This is a genomic window from Microbacterium sp. NPDC089186 (genome assembly GCF_040685115.1).
Taxonomy (GTDB): domain Bacteria; phylum Actinomycetota; class Actinomycetes; order Actinomycetales; family Microbacteriaceae; genus Microbacterium; species Microbacterium galbum.
Genome location: NZ_JBFBHJ010000001.1, coordinates 960,312 through 982,972, shown reverse-complemented (window position 1 = coordinate 982,972; position 22,661 = coordinate 960,312). Strand labels below are relative to the sequence as shown.

At 70.6% G+C, this 22,661-nt stretch carries 24 protein-coding genes and 1 tRNA gene; 9 read left to right on the top strand and 16 right to left on the bottom strand.

Annotated features, from left to right (window positions below):
- Both dnaK and AB0N82_RS04660 read right to left on the bottom strand, forming a co-directional pair.
- Entirely contained in the window at window positions 1-1,875 is a 1,875-nt protein-coding gene (gene dnaK / locus AB0N82_RS04665) for a molecular chaperone DnaK (RefSeq protein ID WP_315994259.1), read from the bottom strand.
- A 368-nt stretch (window positions 1,876-2,243) separates the two neighbouring features.
- Window positions 2,244-3,989: a DEAD/DEAH box helicase gene (locus AB0N82_RS04660; protein WP_363388703.1), complete on the bottom strand. Its 1,746-nt coding sequence runs from the start codon at window positions 3,987-3,989 to the stop codon at window positions 2,244-2,246.
- Window positions 3,990-4,115: 126 nt separating this feature from the next.
- On the opposite strand from AB0N82_RS04660, the gene AB0N82_RS04655 reads away from it, so the two are divergent.
- Window positions 4,116-5,486, top strand: coding sequence for an MFS transporter (locus AB0N82_RS04655; RefSeq protein WP_363389427.1), 1,371 nt, complete (start codon window positions 4,116-4,118; stop codon window positions 5,484-5,486).
- 15 nt (window positions 5,487-5,501) lie between these two features.
- Here the strand turns inward: AB0N82_RS04655 and AB0N82_RS04650 are convergent, their stop codons facing one another.
- Window positions 5,502-6,011: a MarR family transcriptional regulator gene (locus tag AB0N82_RS04650; RefSeq protein ID WP_363388700.1), complete on the bottom strand. Its 510-nt coding sequence runs from the start codon at window positions 6,009-6,011 to the stop codon at window positions 5,502-5,504.
- Between the two features lie 107 nt (window positions 6,012-6,118).
- On the opposite strand from AB0N82_RS04650, the gene AB0N82_RS04645 reads away from it, so the two are divergent.
- Window positions 6,119-7,024 carry a hypothetical protein gene (locus AB0N82_RS04645; protein ID WP_363388697.1) on the top strand — a complete coding sequence of 302 codons (906 nt, stop codon included), beginning with the start codon at window positions 6,119-6,121 and terminating at the stop codon, window positions 7,022-7,024.
- Between the two features lie 147 nt (window positions 7,025-7,171).
- Here the strand turns inward: AB0N82_RS04645 and dcd are convergent, their stop codons facing one another.
- Window positions 7,172-7,777 (bottom strand): dCTP deaminase, encoded by a 606-nt coding sequence (gene dcd / locus AB0N82_RS04640; protein ID WP_315994255.1) that lies wholly within the window; start codon window positions 7,775-7,777, stop codon window positions 7,172-7,174.
- A gap of 322 nt (window positions 7,778-8,099) precedes the next feature.
- Here dcd and AB0N82_RS04635 point away from each other — a divergent pair.
- Window positions 8,100-8,173 (top strand) — tRNA-Gly (locus AB0N82_RS04635).
- Window positions 8,174-8,331: 158 nt separating this feature from the next.
- The gene (locus AB0N82_RS04630; RefSeq protein ID WP_363388692.1) at window positions 8,332-9,051 is read left to right on the top strand and encodes a hypothetical protein; all 720 of its coding nucleotides are present in this window, start codon (window positions 8,332-8,334) and stop codon (window positions 9,049-9,051) included.
- An 18-nt stretch (window positions 9,052-9,069) separates the two neighbouring features.
- Here the strand turns inward: AB0N82_RS04630 and AB0N82_RS04625 are convergent, their stop codons facing one another.
- The 3 genes from AB0N82_RS04625 to AB0N82_RS04615 all read right to left on the bottom strand — a co-directional run bounded on the left by AB0N82_RS04625 (window position 9,070) and on the right by AB0N82_RS04615 (window position 10,993).
- The gene (locus tag AB0N82_RS04625) at window positions 9,070-9,603 is read right to left on the bottom strand and encodes a cysteine hydrolase family protein (RefSeq protein ID WP_363388689.1); all 534 of its coding nucleotides are present in this window, start codon (window positions 9,601-9,603) and stop codon (window positions 9,070-9,072) included.
- A 40-nt stretch (window positions 9,604-9,643) separates the two neighbouring features.
- On the bottom strand, window positions 9,644-10,405 hold the full coding sequence (locus AB0N82_RS04620; protein ID WP_315994252.1) for an SDR family oxidoreductase: 762 nt from the start codon (window positions 10,403-10,405) through the stop codon (window positions 9,644-9,646).
- Window positions 10,406-10,630: 225 nt separating this feature from the next.
- Entirely contained in the window at window positions 10,631-10,993 is a 363-nt protein-coding gene (locus tag AB0N82_RS04615) for a hypothetical protein (protein WP_363388686.1), read from the bottom strand.
- Between the two features lie 124 nt (window positions 10,994-11,117).
- On the opposite strand from AB0N82_RS04615, the gene AB0N82_RS04610 reads away from it, so the two are divergent.
- A complete protein-coding gene (locus tag AB0N82_RS04610; protein ID WP_363388683.1) occupies window positions 11,118-11,717 on the top strand; it encodes a YdeI/OmpD-associated family protein in 600 nt (199 codons plus the stop codon).
- Window positions 11,718-11,721: 4 nt separating this feature from the next.
- Window positions 11,722-12,426: an SGNH/GDSL hydrolase family protein gene (locus tag AB0N82_RS04605; RefSeq protein WP_363388681.1), complete on the top strand. Its 705-nt coding sequence runs from the start codon at window positions 11,722-11,724 to the stop codon at window positions 12,424-12,426.
- Window positions 12,427-12,545: 119 nt separating this feature from the next.
- On the opposite strand, the gene AB0N82_RS04600 is transcribed toward AB0N82_RS04605, so the two are convergent.
- Both AB0N82_RS04600 and AB0N82_RS04595 read right to left on the bottom strand, forming a co-directional pair.
- On the bottom strand, window positions 12,546-12,983 hold the full coding sequence (locus AB0N82_RS04600) for a BLUF domain-containing protein (RefSeq protein WP_363388678.1): 438 nt from the start codon (window positions 12,981-12,983) through the stop codon (window positions 12,546-12,548).
- Window positions 12,980-13,261, bottom strand: coding sequence for a hypothetical protein (locus AB0N82_RS04595; protein ID WP_315994247.1), 282 nt, complete (start codon window positions 13,259-13,261; stop codon window positions 12,980-12,982). The genes AB0N82_RS04600 and AB0N82_RS04595 overlap by 4 nt, the downstream gene beginning before the upstream one ends.
- A 291-nt stretch (window positions 13,262-13,552) precedes the next feature.
- On the opposite strand from AB0N82_RS04595, the gene AB0N82_RS04590 reads away from it, so the two are divergent.
- Window positions 13,553-14,266 (top strand): TetR/AcrR family transcriptional regulator C-terminal domain-containing protein, encoded by a 714-nt coding sequence (locus AB0N82_RS04590; protein ID WP_363388674.1) that lies wholly within the window; start codon window positions 13,553-13,555, stop codon window positions 14,264-14,266.
- A 21-nt stretch (window positions 14,267-14,287) separates the two neighbouring features.
- On the opposite strand, the gene AB0N82_RS04585 is transcribed toward AB0N82_RS04590, so the two are convergent.
- Window positions 14,288-14,677, bottom strand: a complete 390-nt coding sequence (locus AB0N82_RS04585; protein WP_363388671.1) for an ester cyclase — start codon at window positions 14,675-14,677, stop codon at window positions 14,288-14,290.
- 161 nt (window positions 14,678-14,838) lie between these two features.
- On the opposite strand from AB0N82_RS04585, the gene AB0N82_RS04580 reads away from it, so the two are divergent.
- Window positions 14,839-16,146: a cytochrome P450 gene (locus AB0N82_RS04580; protein ID WP_363388668.1), complete on the top strand. Its 1,308-nt coding sequence runs from the start codon at window positions 14,839-14,841 to the stop codon at window positions 16,144-16,146.
- A gap of 178 nt (window positions 16,147-16,324) precedes the next feature.
- Here AB0N82_RS04580 and AB0N82_RS04575 read toward each other — a convergent pair whose 3' ends face one another.
- The 6 genes from AB0N82_RS04575 to AB0N82_RS04550 form a co-directional block, all read right to left on the bottom strand.
- Window positions 16,325-17,791, bottom strand: coding sequence for an amino acid permease (locus AB0N82_RS04575; protein WP_315994601.1), 1,467 nt, complete (start codon window positions 17,789-17,791; stop codon window positions 16,325-16,327).
- A gap of 127 nt (window positions 17,792-17,918) precedes the next feature.
- Complete coding sequence (locus AB0N82_RS04570; RefSeq protein WP_363388665.1) at window positions 17,919-18,917, bottom strand: magnesium and cobalt transport protein CorA; 999 nt, start codon at window positions 18,915-18,917, stop codon at window positions 17,919-17,921.
- A 60-nt stretch (window positions 18,918-18,977) separates the two neighbouring features.
- Window positions 18,978-19,172, bottom strand: a complete 195-nt coding sequence (locus tag AB0N82_RS04565; RefSeq protein WP_363388662.1) for a hypothetical protein — start codon at window positions 19,170-19,172, stop codon at window positions 18,978-18,980.
- A 49-nt stretch (window positions 19,173-19,221) separates the two neighbouring features.
- Window positions 19,222-19,551 carry a DUF3140 domain-containing protein gene (locus tag AB0N82_RS04560; protein ID WP_363388659.1) on the bottom strand — a complete coding sequence of 110 codons (330 nt, stop codon included), beginning with the start codon at window positions 19,549-19,551 and terminating at the stop codon, window positions 19,222-19,224.
- 79 nt (window positions 19,552-19,630) lie between these two features.
- A complete protein-coding gene (locus tag AB0N82_RS04555) occupies window positions 19,631-20,539 on the bottom strand; it encodes an EamA family transporter (protein ID WP_363388656.1) in 909 nt (302 codons plus the stop codon).
- Window positions 20,540-20,546: 7 nt separating this feature from the next.
- Window positions 20,547-21,818 carry a serine hydrolase domain-containing protein gene (locus AB0N82_RS04550; RefSeq protein ID WP_363388653.1) on the bottom strand — a complete coding sequence of 424 codons (1,272 nt, stop codon included), beginning with the start codon at window positions 21,816-21,818 and terminating at the stop codon, window positions 20,547-20,549.
- 187 nt (window positions 21,819-22,005) lie between these two features.
- On the opposite strand from AB0N82_RS04550, the gene AB0N82_RS04545 reads away from it, so the two are divergent.
- Complete coding sequence (locus tag AB0N82_RS04545; RefSeq protein WP_363388650.1) at window positions 22,006-22,659, top strand: biliverdin-producing heme oxygenase; 654 nt, start codon at window positions 22,006-22,008, stop codon at window positions 22,657-22,659.
- The last annotated feature ends 2 nt before the right edge of the window (window positions 22,660-22,661 follow it).

The window sequence follows — 22,661 nt, the reverse complement described above, 5'->3', positions numbered from 1 at the left end:
TTACTTCTTGTTCTCGTCGGGGTTCTCGTCGTCGACGACCTCGGCGTCGATGACGTCTTCCTCGGGGTTCGGCGTCTCGCCGTTGCCCGGCTGACCCACGTTGGGGTCGGCCTGCTCGCCCGCGGCCTGCGACGAGGCGTAGATGGCCTCACCGAGCTTGCCCTGGCTGGCGTTCAGCTTGTCGAACGCGGTCTTGACCGCGTCGTCGTCGTCGCCGGCGAGAGCCGTCTTGAGCGCGTCGACATCGCCCTGCACCTCGGTCTTGACCTCGGCGGGGAGCTTGTCGTCGTTCTCCTTGATCAGCTTCTCGATCGAGTACGACAGGGTCTCGGCCTGGTTGCGGGTCTCGGCGGACTCGCGGCGCTTCTTGTCGTCGGCCGCGTTCTCCTCGGCCTCGCGCACCATGCGCTCGATGTCCTCCTTCGGCAGCGACGAGCCGCCCGTGATGGTCATCGACTGCTCCTTGCCGGTGCCCTTGTCCTTCGCGGACACGTGCACGATGCCGTTGGCGTCGATGTCGAAGGTGACCTCGACCTGCGGGATGCCGCGGGGAGCCGGGGCGATGCCGGTGAGCTCGAAGGTGCCGAGCGGCTTGTTGTCGCGGGTGAACTCGCGCTCGCCCTGGAAGACCTGGATCGCGACCGACGGCTGGTTGTCGTCGGCGGTGGTGAAGGTCTCGCTGCGCTTGGTCGGGATGGCCGTGTTGCGCTCGATGAGCTTGGTCATGATGCCGCCCTTGGTCTCGATGCCGAGGCTCAGGGGGGTGACGTCGATGAGGAGGACGTCCTTGCGCTCCCCCTTGAGGACACCGGCCTGCAGGGCTGCACCCACGGCCACGACCTCGTCGGGGTTGACGCCCTTGTTGGCGTCCTTCCCGGTCTCCTTCTTCACCAGCTCGGCGACCGCGGGCATGCGGGTCGAGCCGCCGACGAGCACCACGTGCGCGATGTCGTCGACCTTCACGCCGGCTTCGCGGATGACGTCGGAGAAGGGCTTGCGGGTGCGGTCGAGGAGGTCCTTGGTGAGGTCCTCGAACTTCGCGCGGGAGAGGGTCTCGCTGAGGGAGACAGGGCCCGAGTCGGTGAGCGACAGGTAGGGCAGGTTGATGGAGGTCGAGGTCGAGCTCGACAGCTCCTTCTTCGCCTGCTCGGCCGCTTCCTTCAGACGCTGGAGGGCGATCTTGTCGCCCGAGACGTCGACACCGGTGGTGTCCTTGAACTGCTTGATGAGGTAGTCGACGACGCGCTGGTCCCAGTCGTCTCCACCGAGGCGGTTGTCACCGGAGGTGGCGCGCACCTGGATGGTCGAGAAGTCGTCGTCCTTGCCCACCTCGAGCAGCGAGACGTCGAACGTTCCGCCACCGAGGTCGAAGACCAGGATGAGCTCGTCTTCCTTGCCCTTGTCGAGGCCGTACGCGAGGGCCGCGGCGGTGGGCTCGTTGATGATGCGCAGCACGTTGAGGCCCGCGATCTCACCGGCCTCCTTGGTGGCCTGACGCTCGGCGTCGTTGAAGTACGCGGGGACGGTGATGACCGCATCGGTCACGCTGTCACCGAGGTACTCCTCGGCGTCGCGCTTCAGCTTCTGCAGGATGCGGGCCGAGATCTCCTGCGGCGTCCACTTCTTGCCGTCGACGTCGAAGCTCCAGGTGGTGCCCATGTGGCGCTTGACGCTCGAGATGGTGCGGTCGACGTTGGTGACGGCCTGGCGCTTGGCGGTCTCGCCGACGAGCACCTCGCCGTCCTTCGTGTAGGCGACGACCGAGGGGGTCGTACGGAAACCCTCGGCGTTCGCGATGACCTTGGGCTCGCCACCCTCGAGCACGCTCACGACGGAGTTGGTCGTACCGAGGTCGATTCCCACTGCACGGGGCATATGTGTCTCCTTGCTTGTGAGCACGGCCGATGCCGCACTCGGGGTTCTGGGTGAAAGTCTCTGCGCGGGTTGAGCCGCGATGACTCAAGGTTATCGAACCCCCGTCGGGAGGTCAAGGCGACTTGATATGAATTGGCTCAACTTCTGGATGCCGCGGTTTTCGAATCACTCCCCACCCCCACCCCCACCCCCACGTACCGTTTTGGGGCGCATTCCTCCGTCTGGGGCGCGAAATACCACGCCCCAAACGCAGAAACGCGCCCCAAATCTTCACCTTTCGCCCCGCGACCACGACGCCCCCGCGACCCGGAAGTCGGCGGGGGCGTCGAACGGATGCCGCGAGCCCGGCGCGGCGGCCGGGCGGAGGCTCAGTCGCGGTCGCGATCGCGGCGCTGCGGCCGGTCGCTGCGCTTGGCGGAGCGACCGCCCTGGTCGAGGCGCAGGTCGATGAGCTGGCCCGAGATGCGGGTGTCGGCGAGGCGGTCGATCGTGTCGCGCGAGAGGTCGGCGGGCAGCTCGACGAGCGAGAAGTCCTGGCGGATCTGGATCGCGCCGAAATCGTTGCGACGCAGGCCGCCCTCGTTCGCGAGGGCACCCACGATCTGGCGCGGCTCCACGCGCTGGCGACGGCCCACCGCGATGCGGTACGTCGCGAAGCGTCCGCCGCCGCTGCGGCGATCGCCGCGGTCTCCGCCCTCACGAGCAGGGCGGTCACGGTCGCGGTCCCGGTCGAAGCGCGGCTGCTGGATCGTCTCCTCCTCGAGCAGCAGCGGCGTGTCGCCCTGGGCGACCACGGCGAGAGCTGCGGCCACGTCGGCCTCGGGCACGTCGTGGTGCGCGACGTAATGGGCGACGACGTCGCGGAAGGTCGCGATCGCGGCGGTGTCCTCGAGGGCGGTCGTGATGGCGTCGTCGAAGCGGGTGAGACGCGTGGCGTTGACGTCGTCGACGCTCGGCAGCGACATCTCGGTCAGCGGCTGACGCGTGGCCTTCTCGATCGCGGTGAGCATGCGGCGCTCACGCGGCGTCACGAAGCTGATCGCGTCTCCCGTGCGGCCCGCGCGACCGGTGCGGCCGATGCGGTGCACGTACGACTCGGTGTCGATCGGCAGGTCGTAGTTGACGACGTGACTGATGCGCTCGACGTCCAGACCGCGCGCGGCGACGTCGGTGGCGACGAGGATGTCGAGCTTGCCCGACTTCAGCTGATTGACCGTCCGCTCGCGCTGCACCTGGGCGATGTCGCCGTTGATCGCGGCGGCCGTGTAGCCGCGGGCGCGGAGCTTCTCGGCGACCGTCTCGGTCTCGTTCTTCGTGCGGGTGAACACGATCATGCCCTCGAAGTTCTCGACCTCGAGGATGCGGGTCAGCGCATCGATCTTCTGCTGGTACGACACCACGAGGTAGCGCTGGGTGATGTTCGCCGAGGTCGTGGTCTTGGTCTTGACCGTGATCTCTTCGGGGTCGTTGAGGTACTGCGCCGAGATGCGGCGGATCTGCGCCGGCATGGTGGCCGAGAACAGCGCGACCTGCTTGGTCGAGGGGGTGTCGGCGAGGATCGTCTCGACGTCCTCCGCGAAGCCCATCTTGAGCATCTCGTCGGCCTCGTCGAGCACGAGGAACTTCAGCTCGCTGAGGTCGAGGGTGCCCTTGTCGAGGTGGTCCATGATGCGACCGGGGGTTCCGACGATCACGTCGACACCGCGACGCAGGGCCGACAGCTGCTGGCCGTACCCCTGTCCGCCGTAGACGGGGAGCACCGAGACGCCCTTGATGTGCGCGGCGTACTTCTCGAACGCCTCGCACACCTGCAGCGCGAGCTCACGGGTGGGGGCGAGCACGAGGGCCTGCGGGTTCTTGTGGCCGGTCTCCATCTGCGACAGCACCGGGAGCGCGAAGGCCGCGGTCTTGCCGGTTCCGGTCTGGGCGAGGCCGACGACGTCGCGGCCCTGCAGCAGCACGGGGATGGTGGCCGCCTGGATCGCGGAAGGGGTCTCGTAACCCACGTCCTTCAGGGCCTTGAGCACGGCGGCATCCAGTCCCAGGTCGGCGAAGGTGAGCTCTTCGGGGGTGGTCTCGGCCTCAGCGGAGTCGACGGGGGTTTCGGATGCCATGACTCCACGGTAGTCTCCTGCGCGCCCGAGCGCGGGCCGGGGTCTAGCCTGAACCCGCGCGACGTCGTCGTCGCCGCGTCGTGCCGGGGCACCCGGCGTTCACCGAAGGGCCCTACCGTGACCGACATGTCCGCGCCCGGCACCGCCTCCGCCCCTGCCGCCGGCCGACGTCCCGTGCTGGCATGGGCCCTGTGGGACTGGGGCTCGGCGGCGTTCAACGCCGTCGTCACGACGTTCGTCTTCAGTACCTATCTCGCCAGCTCGCTCTTCGTCGACCCGGCCGTCGTCTCCGCCGCCGGGGGCGACGACACGAACCCCGCGCTCGTGCGCGCCCTCGCCGACAATGCCAGCCTCGTCGGCCTCGCCCTCATGATCGCGGGCATCGTCGTCGCCCTCGTGGCCCCCGTGCTCGGCCAGCGCTCCGACGGCACCGGTCGCCGCAAGCTGTGGCTCGGCATCAACACCGGCGTCGTGGTGCTCGCCATGGCGGCGATGTTCTTCGTGGAAGGCACCCCCGCGTACCTGATCCTCGGCGCGACGCTGCTCGCCGTCGGCAACGTGTTCTTCGAGTTCGCGAGCGTCAACTACTACGCGATGCTCACGCAGGTCTCCACGCGCGAGAACATCGGCCGCGTCTCGGGCTTCGGCTGGGGCATGGGCTACGTCGGCGGAATTGTCCTCCTCCTGCTCCTGCTGGTGCTCTTCATCCAGAGCTTCGCGGATCCGGATGCCGGTGGCCTGCTCGCCGTGAGCAAGGACGGCGGTCTGAACATCCGGCTGGCGATCCTGGCATCCGCCGCCTGGTACGCGGTGTTCGCGATCCCGGTCCTCGTTCGGGTGCCCGAGATCCCGGCCCAGCGGCGCCGGGTGCGCGTCGGCTTCTTCCGCTCGTACGTCGTGTTGTGGGGGACGCTCCGCTCGCTCTGGCGCGACAGCCGCCAGGTGCTGCTGTTCCTCGTCGCGAGCGCCGTCTTCCGCGACGGCCTCACGGGGGTGTTCACGTTCGGCGCGATCATCGCGGCCCAGGTCTTCGGGTTCAGCTCGACCGAAGTGCTCTACTTCGCCGTCGCAGCCAACGTCGTGGCGGGCATCAGCACCTTCGTCGCCGGGCGCTTCGACGACCTGTTCGGCCCGAAGCGCGTGATCCTGGCATCCCTGGTCTGCTTGATCGTGCTCGGCACGACGATGCTCTTCATCGGAACGTCGCAGACCGGCTTCTGGATCGTCGGCCTGGGTCTGTGCGCCTTCGTGGGACCGGTGCAGTCGGCGAGCCGGTCGTTCCTCGCGCGCGTGGCGCCCGAGGGACGCGAGGGCGAGATCTTCGGGCTCTACGCCACGACCGGTCGCGCGGTGTCGTTCCTGGCCCCGGGCCTGTTCGCGCTCTTCGTCGGCATCACGGGCGACACCCGCCTCGGCATCCTCGGCATCGTGCTGATCCTCGGGGCCGGGCTGCTGCTGATGCTGCCGGTGAAGACCACGGCGGCCGTGATCCGCTGACGCGGATGCGCCGGCTCAGTCGCTCGGCCAGGCGTCGGCGAACTTCGCCAACAGGCGGGCGAACTCCGCGCGCTCGGCGTCGCTGAAGGATTCGAGCGCGGAGCGCACGGCATCCCGCCGCCGGCCGCGGAAGCCGGAGACGAGCCCCTCCCCCTGGGCGGTGAGGCGCACGCGCGTGCGGCGCGCGTCGTCGGGGTCGGGCTCGCGCGCGACCAGCCCCATCTGCTCGGCCTGCTGCACCAGGCGCGACGCCCGGGGCTGATCCACGCCGACCGCCTCGGCGATCTCGCTCACCGACAGCGGACCGGATGCCGCGACGAGAGCATCGAGCAGACGCAGTCGCGCGGGACCCCCGAAGCGTCCTCGCGCCGGATCGGCCCACGGCGGCGCGCCACGACCCCACGGACCTCCGCCGTGCCCACCGTGCGGGTGGTGGTGCGCATCGGGCGGGAAAGGCGGGCGCGGGCGCCGACCGCGCAAGCGCGCAAGCGCCGCAGCGATGTCGTCGGCGGGGTCGGATGCCATGCCTCGACTTTACATGTCGTTTGACAAGCATCGGGAATACATGTCACAGTACATCCGTTGTCATGTGACATGCAATGGCGGATCGACCGCCGACGAAAGGACTTCCCATGAACACCTCCACACCTCTGGACGCCCGCAGCCTCGCCCACCGCCTCACGACGGTCGGCCACGCGCTGCACCACCGCCTCTTCGCGCAGCTGCGTGACAGCGGCATCCATCCCAAGACCCTCTTCCTGCTCAGTGCCGTCGACGGTCGCGTCGACGCACCGTGGATCGCCGCGCGCCTCGCCCGCGGCGGGAAGCGCATCGACTCGCTCGTCGCCGAGGGCTGGATCGCCCGTGGCGACACGGGATGGACGCTCACCGACGAGGGCCGCGCGGTTCTCGCCCGGGTGGATGCCGCCCGCGCGGCGCTGCTCGCCGACGTTCCGGCCGAGGAGCTCGAGCACCTGACGACCGCCCTCGACGCGGTGTCGGCCGCCCTCGGCCTCGACGAGGCCGACGACGACAGCCGTCTCCCCGTCGAACCTGCGGTACCCGGCGCCGGTCGCGGCTTCGGCCCCGTCGGACGCGGCTTCGGGCCCGGGATGCGCGGCTTCGGCCCCCGCTTCGGTGCGGACCCGCAGCCGTTCGGGCCGCGAGAGCACGGCGAGCGCGACGGGCGCGGCTTCGCGCACGGCGACCGCGGCTTCGCGCACGGCGACGCCGGGCGGGGCGCGCACGGTCGTCACGGCTCCGCGCACGGCGAGACGGGTCACGAAGACGCCGGTCACGGGCACCTCGGCACCGCGGACCGCGGCGAGCACGATCGGGCCGGCCGCGGCCGCGGGTGCGACCCGCGCCGTGACGGCTCCGGACACGAGCACGGACACCACCGCGGGCACGGTCACCACGACCGTCGGTCGGCGCAGCGCGCCTACGAACGCGGGTTCGACGCCGGTTTCCGCCGCGGCCGCGAAGCGTCGGCATCCGGTGACGCGTCGGCGTCCGGTGACACGTCGCCGTCCGCGTGAGCTCGCATAAACGCTCTCCGTGGGTAAAAACGCGCTCACGACGCGTTTCCACCCGGAAACAGCGTTTATCACCGCACGCGCCATCCCCGGAAAGCGCGACAGAACGGCCCCATCGAGGTCTCCTCGACGGGGCCGTTCTCGCGCGGGTCAGCGGCCGGCCGACCCCGCGTCGGTCGTGCCGACGTCGGTGCGGTGGAAGTTGAGCGCCGAGCGCGACGCGGTCGGACCGCGCTGGCCCTGGTAGCGGTTGCCGTAGGGGCCGGAGCCGTAGGGGTTCTCGGCGGGCGACGTCAGGCGGAAGTAGCAGACCTGCCCGATCTTCATGCCCGGCCACAGCGTGATGGGCAGGGTCGCGACGTTCGAGAGCTCGAGGGTCACGTGACCCGAGAAGCCCGGGTCGATGAAGCCGGCGGTGGAGTGGGTGAGCAGGCCCAGGCGTCCGAGCGAGGACTTGCCCTCGAGCCGCGCAGCGACGTCGTCGGGGAGGGTGACGCGCTCGAACGTCGACCCGAGCGCGAATTCACCCGGGTGGAGGATGAACGGCTCGTCGGGTTCGACCTCGATGAGGCGCGTGAGCTCGGGCTGATCCTCGGCCGGATCGATGAAGGGGTACTTGTGGTTGTCGAACAACCGGAAGTACCGGTCGAGACGCACATCGACGCTGGAGGGCTGCACCATCGCGGGGTCGTAGGGGTCGAGGCCGAGGCGACCGTCGTCGAGGTGGGCCCGGATGTCGCGATCGGAGAGCAGCACGGGATCAGCCTAGGGCGTGTGGTCGGGCCGCGGCGGCTCTGCTCGCCCCGACCGCGCGCGCCCGCGCGCGACCGCCGAGACCGCACGCGGTCCGCGAGGACGCACGCGATCGTTCGCACATCGATGCGTTCTCGGCGATGCAATGCGGCCTCGACGGCGCCGACCGCGTCACTCTCGCGAGGTCGGACGATGCGGCCCCACGCACCCGTCACAGCGGGTCGGTCCGGTACGAGCACGCGATCCCGACGCGAGGACGGGCGGGCACGGAACGCGGATGCCGCCGGAGACGCTGTTATGCTGGCCGGGTCGCCGCGAGGCGCACGGGGCTGTAGTTCAATGGCAGAACTTCTGCTTCCCAAGCAGACAGCGCGGGTTCGATTCCCGTCAGCCCCTCCACGGGCCCGACTCACCGCCGCAGGCGGTGGGGCGGGCCTTTCGCGTGAGTGCCGTCCGAAGCGAGGTCGCGTGGGGCCCACGCCGCAGGAAGCCTCGTGCGCCGACGCCGGCGCTGGCGCCTCGCCCGAGACCACCTGCCCATGCGGCAGGGTGGGACCATGCTGAGCGACGCCGAGCGGGAGGAACGCACGCGCCTGTATGCGCGCGTCTACGCCAAGGGCGCGACCACGGACCAGGCGCTCGTGAACCGCCTCCGTGAGCTGGACGACCGCGCGCGGATGCAGCCCGAGACCGACCCCGCGCCGACCGAGGAGTACGCGCGGACGGACGACGACGACACCGATCCGGCCGAGGCGGGGCAGAGCACAGAGCCCGGTCCGGCCTCATCGCGCCGTCGTCGCCTGGCCCTCGCCGTGGAACGTCGCACAGCCGTCATCCCGCTCCTCGCGGCGGTCGCCGGGCTGGTGGGCGGCGCGGTCATCGGCGCGACGTTCACCCCGCCGCGCGCCGGCGGCGACATCCCCGAACTGAGCTACGCCGCGACCTCCGAGGACAGGCTGCCGTTCCCCGAGACGGTGGGCCTGCTCGATCCCGCGTCCGTCCGCTTCGTCGCGAGCACCGAGAACGGACTCGTCTACGTCGGGCGTCAGCCCGACGTCCCCGGCGAGGTGTGCCTCGTGGTCGTGTTCTCGAGTGCGGGCGACGGCGCCGGCGCCCAGTGCGGTTCCGCCGACGTCACCGCCCAAGTGGATCCGGACACGTGGGTCGTCATCGGCGAACCTTCCACGGCGAAGATGAACGACATCCTCCTCAGCCGGTTCGACACGCGACGGCTGTCGGAGAGCGTCCGCCTCTACACGCTTCGCGACCGGTCCTGACGAGCGTCATCCACCCCGTCAGGCGGCGGCTTCGCTCACGACCCGCGCTCCCGCCCCACCCAACGCGGCGAGGAACGCCGCGTGCACGGCCTCGCCGGACACCTCGACTCCGCCGTAGGCGAGATCGGGGGCGGCGCAGGCGTCACCGACGACCGTGACGGCGTAACCGAGGTCGATGGCGGCGCGGACGGTGGCATCCACGCACATGCTCGTCATCATGCCGACCACGAGCAGCTCGCGCGCGCCGAGCTCGCGCAGGCGCTCGTGCAGGTCGGTGCCGACGAAGGAATTCGGCGCGTGCTTCACGATCACCGTCTCGCCCGGCTCCGGGGCGACGCGGGGGTCGATCTCGGCTCCATCGGTGTCCACCTCGAGGAAGCCGCCGCCGGCGGGGCTTTCGTGCCGCACGTGGATGACGGGCGCCCCGAGGTCACGCTGCCGGGTCAGCACGCGTGCGGCGGCCTCGGCCGCGGCATCCGGGTTCACCAGGGGGTGACGACCTCCGGGGAAGTAGTCGCGCTGGATGTCGATGATCACGAGGACGGGCTGCATGCCCTCCACCCTCTCACCGCCGCGGCGACCGGGCGCCGGTTCAACTGCGCAGGTGCGAGGCGCCGTTCAGGTCGAGGATGGCGCCCGACGCCCACTGCGAGCGCGGCGAGCTGAGGTAGACCACGGCATCCGCCACTTCTTCGGGAGTGGCGACACGGCCGAACGGACTCTGATCCCGGATGCCGTCTCCGGCGGGCCCGTCCAATTTCTGCTGCTGCCTGTCGGTGCCCACGAAGCCGGGGGCGACGCTGGTGACGGCGATGCCGTGCGGGGCGAGGGCGACCGCGAGTGATTGGCCCATCGCGTGCAGGCCCGCCTTGGCGGCGCCGTAGGCGGGGAACTCCGGCTCGCCGCGGAACGCTCCGCGCGAGCCGACGTTCACGACCGCACCGGGCAGACCACGGTCGATCAGCGACCGCGCGACCAGGTAAGTCATGTTGGCGGGAGCGCGCAGGTCGACCTCGACCATCCGCTCCCACGTCTGGTGCCAGGTCGCGTAGTCGACGGTGTCGATCGGATGCAAGGTCTCGGGGCTCGGGGCGATCGCCGCGTTGTTGACGAGAACGTCGATGCGTCCGAACGCCGCGAGCACCTCGTCGACCACGCGCTGTGCGATCGCGGGGTCGGAGAGATCGCCGCCCACGAGGAGATGCCCGTCACCGTGCAGGAGGGCGAGCGTCTGCTCCGCGGCATCCCGATCGGACCCGTAGTGCACGGCGACGCGGTCGCCCCTCTCGCTGAGGGCCACCGCGATGGCCCGACCGATTCCGCGCGACGCGCCGCTGACGAGGGAGTGCTGCATGCGTCCATCCTGCGGGACACCGAGCGTCCGGGCGGCACACGCGAAACGGCGGCGCCGCCCGGACTGTCCGGGGCTCGCACACCGGGCGATGACCGGTCGCTTCCGGTGTGGAGGGCCCACGCTACGTCTGCGGTCGGCGGCGGAGGTGGGGTTGACGAGCTCCCCCCGAGGGTGCGGGGGTCGCCTCTGCGCCGGGCGCCGAGGACCGACCGCGAGCGGCGGCGGTCAGGCGCGGGTGAAGCCGTCGAGGTCGGGGTCCCAGAACGCGTCGGGGTTGTCGGTGTCGATGGTCTGCTCGTGCGCGATGGCCGGCGCCTGGGGGAAGCGCTTGTGCTGACGCAGCTCCTCGGCGGCCCAGGAGAAGTCGGGCTCCTCGCCCGCCCAGTCGTGCGCCGGGGCGCTGAGCACGTCGTTCCCGACGCCGATGACGAGTTCGGCTTCCTCGGTGTCGCCCGCCTCGGTCACGATCGGGATGCTGACTGCCTCCGCCTGCCCGTCGGCGGCGATCGATGCGGTGAGCTGCACGAGCGCCTCCGCCACGTCGTCGGTCGTGGTCACGGTCTCGCCGGCGTACGTCACACATCGCATCCCCTCATGCTGGGGGCAGCATCGACGCCGCGGGGGTCGGTTGCCCCCGCAGCGCCTATCCGATAGGGGCGCGGTGTCGGAAGGTCGCGCTAGGGTCCGAAGCATCGCGGAAGGAGCCGAGACCATGACCGACGCACCCGAGCTGACCGTCGACGACGTCGCCGCCTGGCGCGCCTGGCTCGGCGCTCACGAGAGCGAGAGCGACGGGGTGTGGCTCGTGCTCGCCAAGAAGGGCACGACCTCGCCCACCACCCTCACCTACGCCCAGGCCCTCGACGAGGCGCTGTGCAGCGGGTGGATCGACGGGCGCAAGCAGTCGAGGGATGCCGCGACCTTCCGCCAGCACTTCACCCCTCGGCGAGCGCGGTCGATGTGGTCGGCGCGCAACGTCGACATCGTGGCGCGCCTGAGCGAAGAGGGCCGGATGCGACCGCGCGGCGCCGACGAGATCGCCCGCGCCCAGGCGGACGGACGCTGGGATCGCGCCTACGCCGGATCCGCCACGATCGAGGTGCCCGCCGATCTGCAGGCGGCCTTGGATGCCGTGCCGGCGGCCGCTCGCGCGTTCGCCGCGCTCACCAAGGCGGAGCGCTACTCCGTGCTGCACCCGGTCGTCACGGCCACGACCGACGCCGCGCGCGCGGCCCGGATCGCTCGCCACGTCGCATCTCTCGCCGCGGAGCCGGCGGAGCCGACGGAGCGACCCGCACCCGGGGAATACTGACCCCGTGCGCGCGCGACGGTCTCTCGGTGTCGGGCTCGCGGCATCCCTGTTCCTCGGCCTCGTCGCCTGCTCCGACCCGAGCCCGGGCCCGACCACGTCATCCGCCGCCGGTGCGGCCGACGGGCCGGTGGTGTCGTTCTACGGCGACTCGTACACGCGCGGTACCGGCGCGAGCTCGTCGGAGAAGCGCTGGTCGACGATCGTGTCGGCCGAACGGGGGTGGCAGGAGATCAACCGCAGCGAGAACGGCCTCGGCTTCGTGAACCGCCGCGACTCGATGCTCGGAGGACTCGACGACATCCCCGCACTCGTGATCGCTGACGACCCCGACATCGTGTTCGTGACCATGGGCCTCAACGACAACTTCAGCTACGACACGCGCGCCGACGACATCCGCGCGACGATCGACAGCGACCTGACCCGTCTGCGCGAGGGACTGCCCGACGCACGCATCGTCGTCGTCGAGCCGTTCTGGTACACCGACGACAGGCCGGCCTCGGTCGACGTCATCGCCGGATGGGTCGAAGACGCTGCGGCACGCATCGGCGCCGATCACGTCAGCGGTGCGAGCCGCTGGCTCGAGGGGCACGATGCCACCGCGCAGGTCAGCTGGATGGCGGGCGACGGTCTGCACCCGAACGACATCGGCTACGCCGTCATGGCGGAGCGGATGGATGCCGCGCTCCGCGCCCTCGATCCGCCGCTCTGATCACCGAGCTTCGGGGCGCGATCTTCCGTTCGGGGCGGGCGATTCACGCCCCGAACGCCGGAATGCGGCCCCGAACCGGGGTCTCGGGCCGCCAAGCGCGGGGCCGCCCCTCGGGGAGCTCAGGCGGGCGCGGCCGTGCGGGCGCGGAACCAGACGGTCAGTTCGCGGACCGCGCGGATGCTCGCCTCGTCGTCGTCGGACTCCAGGTCGTCGAACGTGTCACGGAACCCCTCGGGCGCCGGCGTCGCGGGCGCGGTGATGGGTTCGTACCCCATCGTCCATTCCTCGAAGCGGCGCTCCTCGATCTCCTCGGTCAGCAGCACCCGAATCTCGTCGTGGCGCGGATCGCGACGGATCTTCGCCATCAGCTCGTCCACGGCGTCCTTCGGCCCCTCCAGCACCTGGAAGAACCGCCCGCGGCGGTAGAGCAGCATGCCCGACAGGTCGCGCTCGTGGTTCGAGCGGCGACTCTGGGCGAGGAGTTCGGCGAGACGGGCGTCATCGAAGGTGTCGACGGCCCGACTGACGTATGACACGGCGGCCAGCGGAGCGCTCATGCGGTGTCCTCCTCGACGGCGCGGGGCGCCGGGACGCGGACCTGCTGAAGGGTGATGACCTCGTCCTGCGGGGGTTGGCCGTTGGTCACCGCGGCCATCGCCGCCGTGAGGGTGCGGAATCGGCCGACGACGCGCGACGAGCCGTCGAAAGCGAGGTAGCCCCCGTCGGCCTGACGGTCGATGTAGCCGAGGAACATGCCCTTTCGGCTGCCGACATGGAAGCCCTCTTCGACGCGGGCCCAGATGACGCCGGCACCGGGGCGGTCGGGAGACACCATGCTCACCGCTCCTTCCGCCCGGGATGACGCGCCGGGCACCAGCGACCGTACCCGGGCCCTCCGACACCCGTCCGCCCTTGACAGATCGAGCCACGCGGCTCCGCCCCTTCCGCCGGGGGCCCGGGCGAGCGGACGCCGATCATCGCTCCGGTCCTGGCTGGGAAGGGAAAACGCCGCGGATCGGGGGAAAACCCTTACGCCGTAAGCCCGCGACACCCGCTCGTCGCGGCGCCCTCGGCGGCATCCCGGGACGGTCCGGGGTGTCAAACTGAACCCCCGGAGGTGGATGCGATGACCCAAGATGCGCGGAACGTGCCGCGTTCGAGCGTGCGCCGACTCAGCCGCGACCTCATCGTCACCACCGCTCTCGCGCAGATCGACGGTCGGGGCGCGACGGGCCTGTCGATGCGCACTTTGGCGCAGGAGCTCGACGTCGAGGCGATGTCGCTCTACCGCTACGTCAACGGCAAGGAAGACCTGCTCGAGGCGATCGTGCGCCTCCTGATGCGCGACCTCATGACGGCCCTCCAGGACGCCTCGACGCAGCAGTGGCAGGGCTTCCTGCAGATCACCGCGCACGAGGTGCGGCGCATCGCCGTCGAACACCCGCGGGCCTTCCCGCTCGTCGCCACGCGGCATCCGGCCGCCCCCTGGCTGCGGCCTCCGCTGCGCAGCGTCGAGGTCGTGGAGATCTTCCTCTCGACGCTCCTCGCTCAGGGTTTCACCGACGACCAGGCCGTGAGCGCCTACCGGGCGTTCAGCAGCTTCCTCCTCGGCCAGCTGCTTCTGGAGTCCGCCGTCCGCGGCGCGGAGACGGGGCCCGTGGAGGAGCCGCTCGACGAGGGGAACGCCGACATCCCGGCCCACGACGGCGACGCCACGCTCGCCGACGCCCCCACCGTCCGCCACCTGCGGGCTCTGCTCAGCGAAGATCGCGCCGAGGAGGAGTTCGAAGTCTCGCTCGAATCCCTGCTGGACCGCCTCGATCGAGAGCTGTCGCAGTAAGGACCCCTCCCCGGGCCGCGCTCAGGCGATCGCGGAGCGGATCTGCGCGGCGTCGTCGGTGCCGGTGGCCTCGACGATCAATCCGTGCTGCACCCGGTACATCGCGAACGACGCGATGCTCACGCGCGTACGCGTCGGCGCGACGAACGCGTACGCACCGGTGTGACTCCCCCCGCCCCGCAGATGCACGGCCAGCCGGTCGTCCTCGACGAGGAGCTGAACGCGCTTCCACTGCCAGTCGGGAAAACCGTGCAGCAGGTGCGCGTAGTCGGCGATCCACGCGTCGGCCCCCGCGGGCAGGTGCGCACGTCGCACGCTCGGGTGCAGGAACTCACGGACCCGCTCGATGTCGTGGCGGTTCAGCGCGTCGAGGAAGTCGGCGAACCACTCCCGCATCTCCCACGGTTCCATCGGTCCATTATCGGTGGCGGCCACCTCTCACCGGCCCGCGACGGCCGCGACGTCGGGCGTGCAGAGGTGGAGGGCATCGCCGCGCGCGGCACGACTAACACACCGACCGGGCGCACGCCGCCCCCTCCACGATCTCCCCGCCGGCATGGAACCGTGGGGACATGGCATCCCCCCTCGCCCTTCTCCGCGACGACTCGCTCTCGCTCCTCGTGCGCGGCTACGGTTTCGGCGCGCACCTCTGGCGGCGTGCCGACCGCGGCGCCCGTGCCGTCCCGTTCCGCCTGCTCGGGCGCGAGGCGCTCTTCGTGCGGGGCGAGGAGGGCGTGGCGCTCTTCTACGACGAGTCCCGCACCCGCCGGCACGGGGCGATGCCCGCGTTCATCCAGGAGTCGCTGTTCGGCCACGGCTCGGTGCACAGCCTCGACGGCGACGAGCACCGCCACCGCAAGGCGACGTTCGTCGACGTGCTCTACGACGACGTCGAGGTCGCGCGCCTGCTCCCCGAGCTCGAGCGGCAGTGGCAGGGCGAACTCGACGCCTGGGTCGGCGGTGGCGACCGGTCGGCGTACGACGCCGCCGTGGGAGCACTGGGGCGCGCGATCATGCGGTGGGCCGGCATCCCGGGCACAGCGGCGGCGCAGACGCGGTGGGCGAAGCGTCAGGCGCAGATCGTCGACGGCTTCGGTGTGCCGTACTCACCCGAGTTCCTGCTGGCCCTGGCCAACCGCCGCTGGTCCGACCGCCATGCTGCGGCGCTCATCGACGCCGTGCGCGAGGGGACGCTCGACCCCGCCGAGGGCACCGCCCTGCACGCCTGGGCGTGGCACCGCGACCGCTCGGGCGACCTGCTGCCCGCGAAGCGCGCCGGCGTCGAGCTGCAGAACAGCTTCCGCCCGATGATCGCGGTCTCGCGCTTCGTCGCGTTCGCCGCGAAGGAGCTGCACGACCGCCCGGAGTGGCGCGAGCGCATCGCCGCCGAGACCGCGGAGCGCGGATCGCTCGTCGGCGGGGAGCTGGCGACGGCCTTCGCGCAGGAGATCCGCCGCACCGCGCCCTTCGTGCCGATGCTGCCGGCGTGGGCCGAGACCGATGTCGAGCTCGACGGGCAGCGCGTGGCGAAGGGCGGTCGGGTCGTGCTCGACATCCTCGGCACCGACACCGACACCCGCGAGTGGGAGCGCCCCTCCTCCTTCGACCCGGAGCGCTTCGTCGGTGTCGACGATTACGAAGCCATCCGCGCTTTCGTCCCCCACGGCGGTGCCGAAGTGCGCACCGGCCACCGATGCCCGGGCGAGAAGCTCGCGATCGCCGGGCTCGCGGCATCCATCGCGGTGCTCAGCGACCCGCGCCTGCGCATCTCGGGCCGCGGTCTCGACGTGAACCGGCGACGGATGCCGACGAAGCCGCGCTCCGGCGGTCGCGTGCGCCGCGCGGACGCGCCGTCGGGCTGCCCGTTCCACCGGGGCTGACTCGTCACGGGGACAGGCTGCACCGCGAGAACAGGGCGATCAGCGGCGAGACGGCCTGTCGCGGTGGCATCCCCTGTCCTCACGACACGGATGCCGCGGCTCAGCCCGCGGAACGCACCCGGCGATGCCGCTCGGGCTGAGGCGCGTACCCACGAGCCGAGGAGGGAGAGCGGCCGGCTCAGTCCTTCGTGTCGCGCGGCTGCGGGAACGGGCTCGGCACCACCGGCACCGTGCCCGTGTAGCCCTCGCGCTCGGCGGCGAGCTCGGCGATGCGCTTGCGGCACGCGAACCAGCCCGCGGTGATCAGCAGGCTCGCGACGACGGCCACGACGAGCGTCGCCGGCGAATCGATGAACACCAGCACGAGCACCACGGCCAGGAACACCAGGGTCAGGTATCCCGTGTACGGCGCCCAGAACAGCCGGAACGAGGGGCGTACGAGCTCGCCCCGGTCTGCGAGCTGCTTCAGACGCATCTGGCACACGATGATGGTCGCCCAGGTGACCAGGATGCCGACCGCGGCCACGTTCAGCACCGTCTCGAACGCGTCGCTCGGATTGACGTAGTTGATCACCACGCCGAAGAGGGCCACGAACGCGGTGATGGCGATGCCGCCGTAGGGCACGCCCGCCTTGTTCATGCGGGCGGCGAACTTCGGCGCCGACCCCGCGACCGCCATGGAGCGCAGGATGCGTCCGGTGGAGTAGAGACCGGCGTTCAGCGACGACAGCGCCGCCGTCAGCACGACGAGGTTCATGATGACGTCGACCCCGGGTACGCCGATCGAGGCGAAGAACGTCACGAACGGGCTCTCGTCCTTCGAGTACGCGGTGAACGGCAGCAGCAGCGACAGCAGCAGCACCGAACCGACGTAGAACACCGCGACGCGGATGATCACCGAGTTGATCGCGCGCGGCATGACCTTCTCGGGGTTCTTCGTCTCGCCTGCGGCGGTGCCGATGAGCTCGATCGATGCGTACGCGAAGACGACGCCCTGCATGAGGATGATCGCGGGAAGGATGCCGTTGGGGAAGAAACCGCCGTTGTCGGAGATCAACGAGAAGCCGGTGGGCGCGCCCGTGGGGGTTCCGAAGACGACGAAGTAGATGCCGACGAGCAGGAACGCCACGAGGGCGGCGACCTTGATGAGCGCGAACCAGAACTCGAGCTCTCCGAACACCTTCACCGAGACGAGGTTGACGGCGAGCACGGTGACGAGCGCGGCCAGCGCCCACACCCATTGCGGGACCGCGGCGATCCACGGCACGTACTTGCCGAAGAAGTTCATGTACAGCGCGGCCGCGGTGATGTCGACCATCGTGGTCGTGGCCCAGTTGATCCAGTAGAACCAGCCCGAGACGAATGCGGCCTTCTCTCCGAAGAACTCGCGCGCGTACGAGACAAACGAGCCCGAGGTCGGCCGGTGGAGCACGAGCTCCCCGAGCGCGCGCAGGATGAAGAACGCGAACAGACCGCAGACCGCGTACGACAGAACGATCGCGGGTCCCGCCTGGGCGAGACGGCCGCCGGCGCCGAGGAAGAGTCCCGTGCCGATGGCGCCGCCGATGGCGATCATCTGCACCTGACGAGAGGTCAGTCGCTTGTGGTAGCCGCTGTCCTCGAGCTGCACGGTCGAGGTGTGGATCGGTGCGGCCGCGTCGCCGGAGCCCGGGGTGGTGTCAGTCACCTATCCATCGTGCGATTCGCGCAGCGACTGTCCAGGAAGCGCGCCGCCAAGCGCGGCATCCGCAGCCGTCTGCGCCCGCCCCGGATCAGAGCCAGTGCTTGCGCTTGAACGTCAACCAGAGCCCGAAGGAGGTCGCCGCCATGAGGCCGAGCGCCATCGGGTAGCCGAAGGTCCAGTCGAGCTCCGGCATGTTCCGGAAGTTCATGCCGTAGATCGCGCCCACCAGGGACGGGCCGAAGAGGATCGCCGCCCACCCCGAGATCTTCTTCACCTGGTCGTTCTGCTCGAGCGAGGTCTCGGTCTGACGCTGCGTCACGAGCGTCGCGTTGACGGTGAGGGCGTTGTCGAGGATCGCGCGCAGCGCCGTGAGCTTCTCGCCCTGACGCAGCACGTGGTCGAGCACGTCGCGCAGCGAGCGCTGCAGTTCGATGTCGACGCCGTACTTGTCGGCGCCGCGCAGCAGAGCCTCGAGCATGTCGCGGAGCGGTTCGACCGCACGCTGGAAGTGGATGACCTCGCGCGCGAGCTGGTAGATGCGCTGGGTGAGGTCGGCGCCGCCCTCGCTGAACAGGCCGTCCTCGATCTCGTCGACGTCGTTCTGGAGCCCCCGGGCGACCGGGTCGTACTGGTCGACGACCTCGTCGAGGATCGCGTACAGCACCGCCTCGGGGCCGCGCGCGAGCAGATCGGGGTTCTTCTCGAGGCGCCGGCGTACCCGCGCCAGGTCGGGGACCTCGGCGTGGCGCACGGTCACCACGAAGTCCGCGCCGATGAACACGTGCAGCTCGCCGAACTCGACGGTCTCGGTCTCGTCGATGTAGCGCGCGGGACGCAGCACCGTGAACAGGTTCTGCCCGTAGCGCTCGAGCTTCGCGCGCTGGTGACCGGTCAGCGCGTCCTCGACGGCGAGCGGATGCAGGGAGAACTCCATGGCCACGCGCTCGAGTTCTTCGGGAGACGGGCGCAGCAGGCCGATCCAGGCCATCCCGCCGTGCGCCTCCATGTACTCGAAGGTCTGGTCGAGGCTCGAGGGGTTCTCGATGCGGTGACCGTCGACGTAGACCGCGCTGTCGATGATGGGCATGTCTACCGTTCTACCCCTCTCAGGTGGACGAGGGATGACGCTGACCGCGGCGCCGGCGTCCTACCGCCGCGTGCGCCCCTTGGTGGTGAGTTGCAGCACACCCGCGATCACGAGGATGACGCCCAGAGCGGCCGACAGCACGTTGTTGCCGACGCTCGCGCCCGACGAGATGTCGACGACGGCCAGCACCAGATTGAACAGACCGATGACGACGAGAGCCCAGCCGAGCACGGGTGCGAGATTTCCACGGTTCACAGCTGCACCATAGCGTCGAAGCCCTCCCGCCTCTCCGACCCGCCGCGGGTCACTTCTTCGGGTCGTGGCCCCAGTTCATCAGCGAGTAGCGCCAATCGGTGTCGGTCACGTCGCCCTTCGGCTTCTGCGCACTGTGCCGCTTGACGTAGCCGACGACCTTGCGCATGTGGGCGAGGTCGTCGTCGGTGAGGTCGGCCTTCTTCTTCTCGAGGACGCGCACGATGTGGCGGCCGCTCTCGTGACCGGTCGATTCGCCGCCGTCCTTCTTCTGCCCCACGGACTTCGACTCGTCGGTGTCGAGCCACTTCTTCAGCTCGCTCGCGGTCATGTTGACCGCGTCATCGAAGTCGCTGCGGGTCTGGTCGTCGTCGTCGCTCATGTCGTCATCCTGGCCAGCGCCCGGGCGCGCGACGGCCCCCTTGCGCCGATGGCGGGGCCATGGCATCCCCTTCGCCCGGTCAGCCGACGGGCTCGCTGAGCGGCTCCTCGGCGTCGGGCCCGGGATGCCGCGACCCCGCGCCGCGCCGCGCGGCGGCGAGCACCGCGCCGATGCTGGCCGCGATGACCAGGGCGATACCGGCCACCTCGAGCAGCGACAGCTTCTGCCCGAGCAGCGCGAAGCCGGCGATCGAAGCCGTCGCGGGGCCGAGGCTCATCATGATCGCGAACGCCGACGCCGGCAGGCGGCGCAGGGCGACGAGTTCGAGCGCGTAGGGGATGGTCGACGACAGCAGCGCGACGGCGGCCCCGAGGGCGAGGATGTCCACGCGCAGCAGCGCGGGCCCCGCCTGCCAGAGACCGAAAGGCAGCGCCAGGCACGCGCCGACCGCCATCGCGAGCGCGAGGCCGTCCAGACGCGGGAACTGTCGCCCCACGCGCGCCGACGACAGGATGTACAGGGCCCAGCTGACGGCCGCGCCGAGAGCGAAGACCACGCCGAGGGCGTCGAGGCGGTCCCATCCGCCGGCGCCGAGCGCGACCACTCCGGCCAGGGCGAGCCCCGCCCACAGCCAGCGGGCCGCCCCCGTCGCGGTGAGGATCGAGAGGGTGAGCGGCCCGAGCACCTCGATCGTCACGGTGACACCCAGCGGGAGCCTCTCGAGGGCGAGGTAGAACAGCCCGTTCATCGATGCCAGCACCACGCCGAACACCACCACCGACCGCCAGGCGACGCCCGTGTGCCCCCGCAGGCGCGGGCGCGCGATCGCGAGCAGCAGCAGCGCCGAGAAGACCAGGCGCAGCATGACGATGCCGAGCGGCCCGGTCTGGGGGAAGAGCATCACCGCGAACGACGCACCCACCTCCTGGCAGGCCAGGCCGACGAACACGAGAGCGGCGGCCGAGCCCTGTCCGCCGCGCGCGCTCATCGTTCGGTCACGAGGCGGGAGGTGCGCAGATCGCGTTCTGGGCGATGCTGTCGCGCATCTGCTCGGCGGTCCACGGCAGGCCCGCCTCGGGCAACGTCTGTCCCTGCGCGGCGGGCGCCTTCGAGGCGATCGCCGCGAGTTCCCACGCCAGCCACGCGCTGGTGAGCTTGTTGCCACCCGAGTTGTTCAGCACCACCGCGACCGACATGCCGGTCTGGGGATCGGCGAAGGCGGCAGTCATGTAGCCCGGCGTCCACCCGAACTGCCCGATGAGCGAACCCGCCTGGAACGTGCCGCCGGCGGCGGTGAACCACGACGGCTGGTCGGGGCCCACGGGCACGGGGGCGGCGAAGCGGTCGCTGTCGGCGGGCAGGAGAGCCTTGGTGGCGAGCGCCTGGGCGTATCGACCGAGATCGCCGATGGAGGTGACGGCCCCGGCGGCCGCGCCACCGTAGCTCGACGACATCTCGGTGAACTCGGCCGGGTCGGTGCAGTTCCACGCGCCCTCGGCATTCGGCTGCGACCAGTACCCCGGCAGCGAGGACGGGCCGGGGGTCGCCGGGGCGGGCGCCGGCAGCGACGTCGACGAGAGGCCGAGCGGCTGCGTCACACGCTCCGCGATCAGGGTGGAGAGCGTCTCGTTCGTCGCCCGCTCGGCTGCGAGACCGGCGATGAGGTAGTTGGTCGCCGAGGTTCCGTAGGCGTCTCCGGGCGCGTTCAGGCGCGGGCGCGCGATGCCGTAGGCCAGGAGTTCGCGCGGGTTCCACACGCGGTCGGGGTTGGCGAGCACCGTCGCCTCCAGAGTGGCGGTGTACGAAGCGAGCCCCGACGTTCCGTCGCACAGCTCGCGCAGGGTGATGTCGTCGTAGCCGGGGAGATTGCTGACCCACTTGTTGATCGGGTCGCTCATCGCGACGGTCCCGTCGGCCGCGAGACCGTACAGAATGTCGCAGGTCATCGCGCCGGTCACTTCGGTGGCACGGAAGGAGAGATCGCTGGTGACCTCCGCGCCCCCGGGGCCCTGCGTTCCCACGCCCGAGACCCACGTGCCGCTCCACGGCGCCCACACCCCGACGATCGCTCCGGTCGAGCCCGTCGCGGTCATCGCCGAAGTGACGGCATCCTGCAGTTCTGCGACCGTAGCCTCGGGCAGAGGCGCGTCGACCTGCGCCGGGACGTCGATCGACACCGACTGCTGCGCCGTGCAGCCACTCAGCGCGAGTGCCAGTGCTCCCGCGCTCGCGATCGCGATGGCCGCGGAACGACGCCATCTGGCCATGTGGATACCCCCAGCACTTCCGCACGCGGACACGCGTACGCTCCCTCGATTCAAACACACGGCACCTGAGCGCAATCGCCCCTTGCACCGCCCGCCCGTCACGTCTGCATCACGACTGCGTGGTCTGATCGGAACTCGGGCCGCCTCAGGGGTTAGGTCAGCCTAAGTGAATGCGTATGATGGCCGCATGAACGCCGTGGTCCCGTTCTCCCTCGCCCTGCGCGAACGCTCCAGCAGCGCGCACTCCTCGAGCGAGTGCGATGGGTTCATGACCGACCTGCTCACCGGTGCCGGCACCCGCGACGACTACATCACCCTCATCGCCCAGCACTGGTTCATCTACGCGGCCCTCGAAGACGCAGCCGTGCGCATGCGCCTCGACCCGGTGGCATCCGTCTTCCTCCGCGATCGCACCTCGCGACTGCCCGCGCTCGAGGCGGATCTGGCGTTCCTCATCGGACCGGAGTGGCGCGAGAGCATCCGCCCCCTGCCGACGACGCAGGCCTACGTGTCGCGCATCCGCCGCGTCGCCGCGACCTGGCCGGGCGGTTTCGTGGCGCATCACTACACGCGCCTGCTCGGCGACCTCTCGGGCGGACCATCGATCGGCCGTCTCATGCAGCGCCGCTTCGGCTTCGAGACCAACGGCATCGGATTCCTGCTCTTCGGCGACATCGCCGACCCGCGCGCCTTCAAGAGCGTCTACCGCGAACAGCTCGACACCGCCCCCTGGGACGACGACGAGAAGGAGCGGGTGATCGCCGAGGTGCTGGTCGCCTATCGGTTCACGACGGAGCTCTTCGCCGACCTCACGCGCGCCAAGAGCGCGCACGTCGCCTGAGG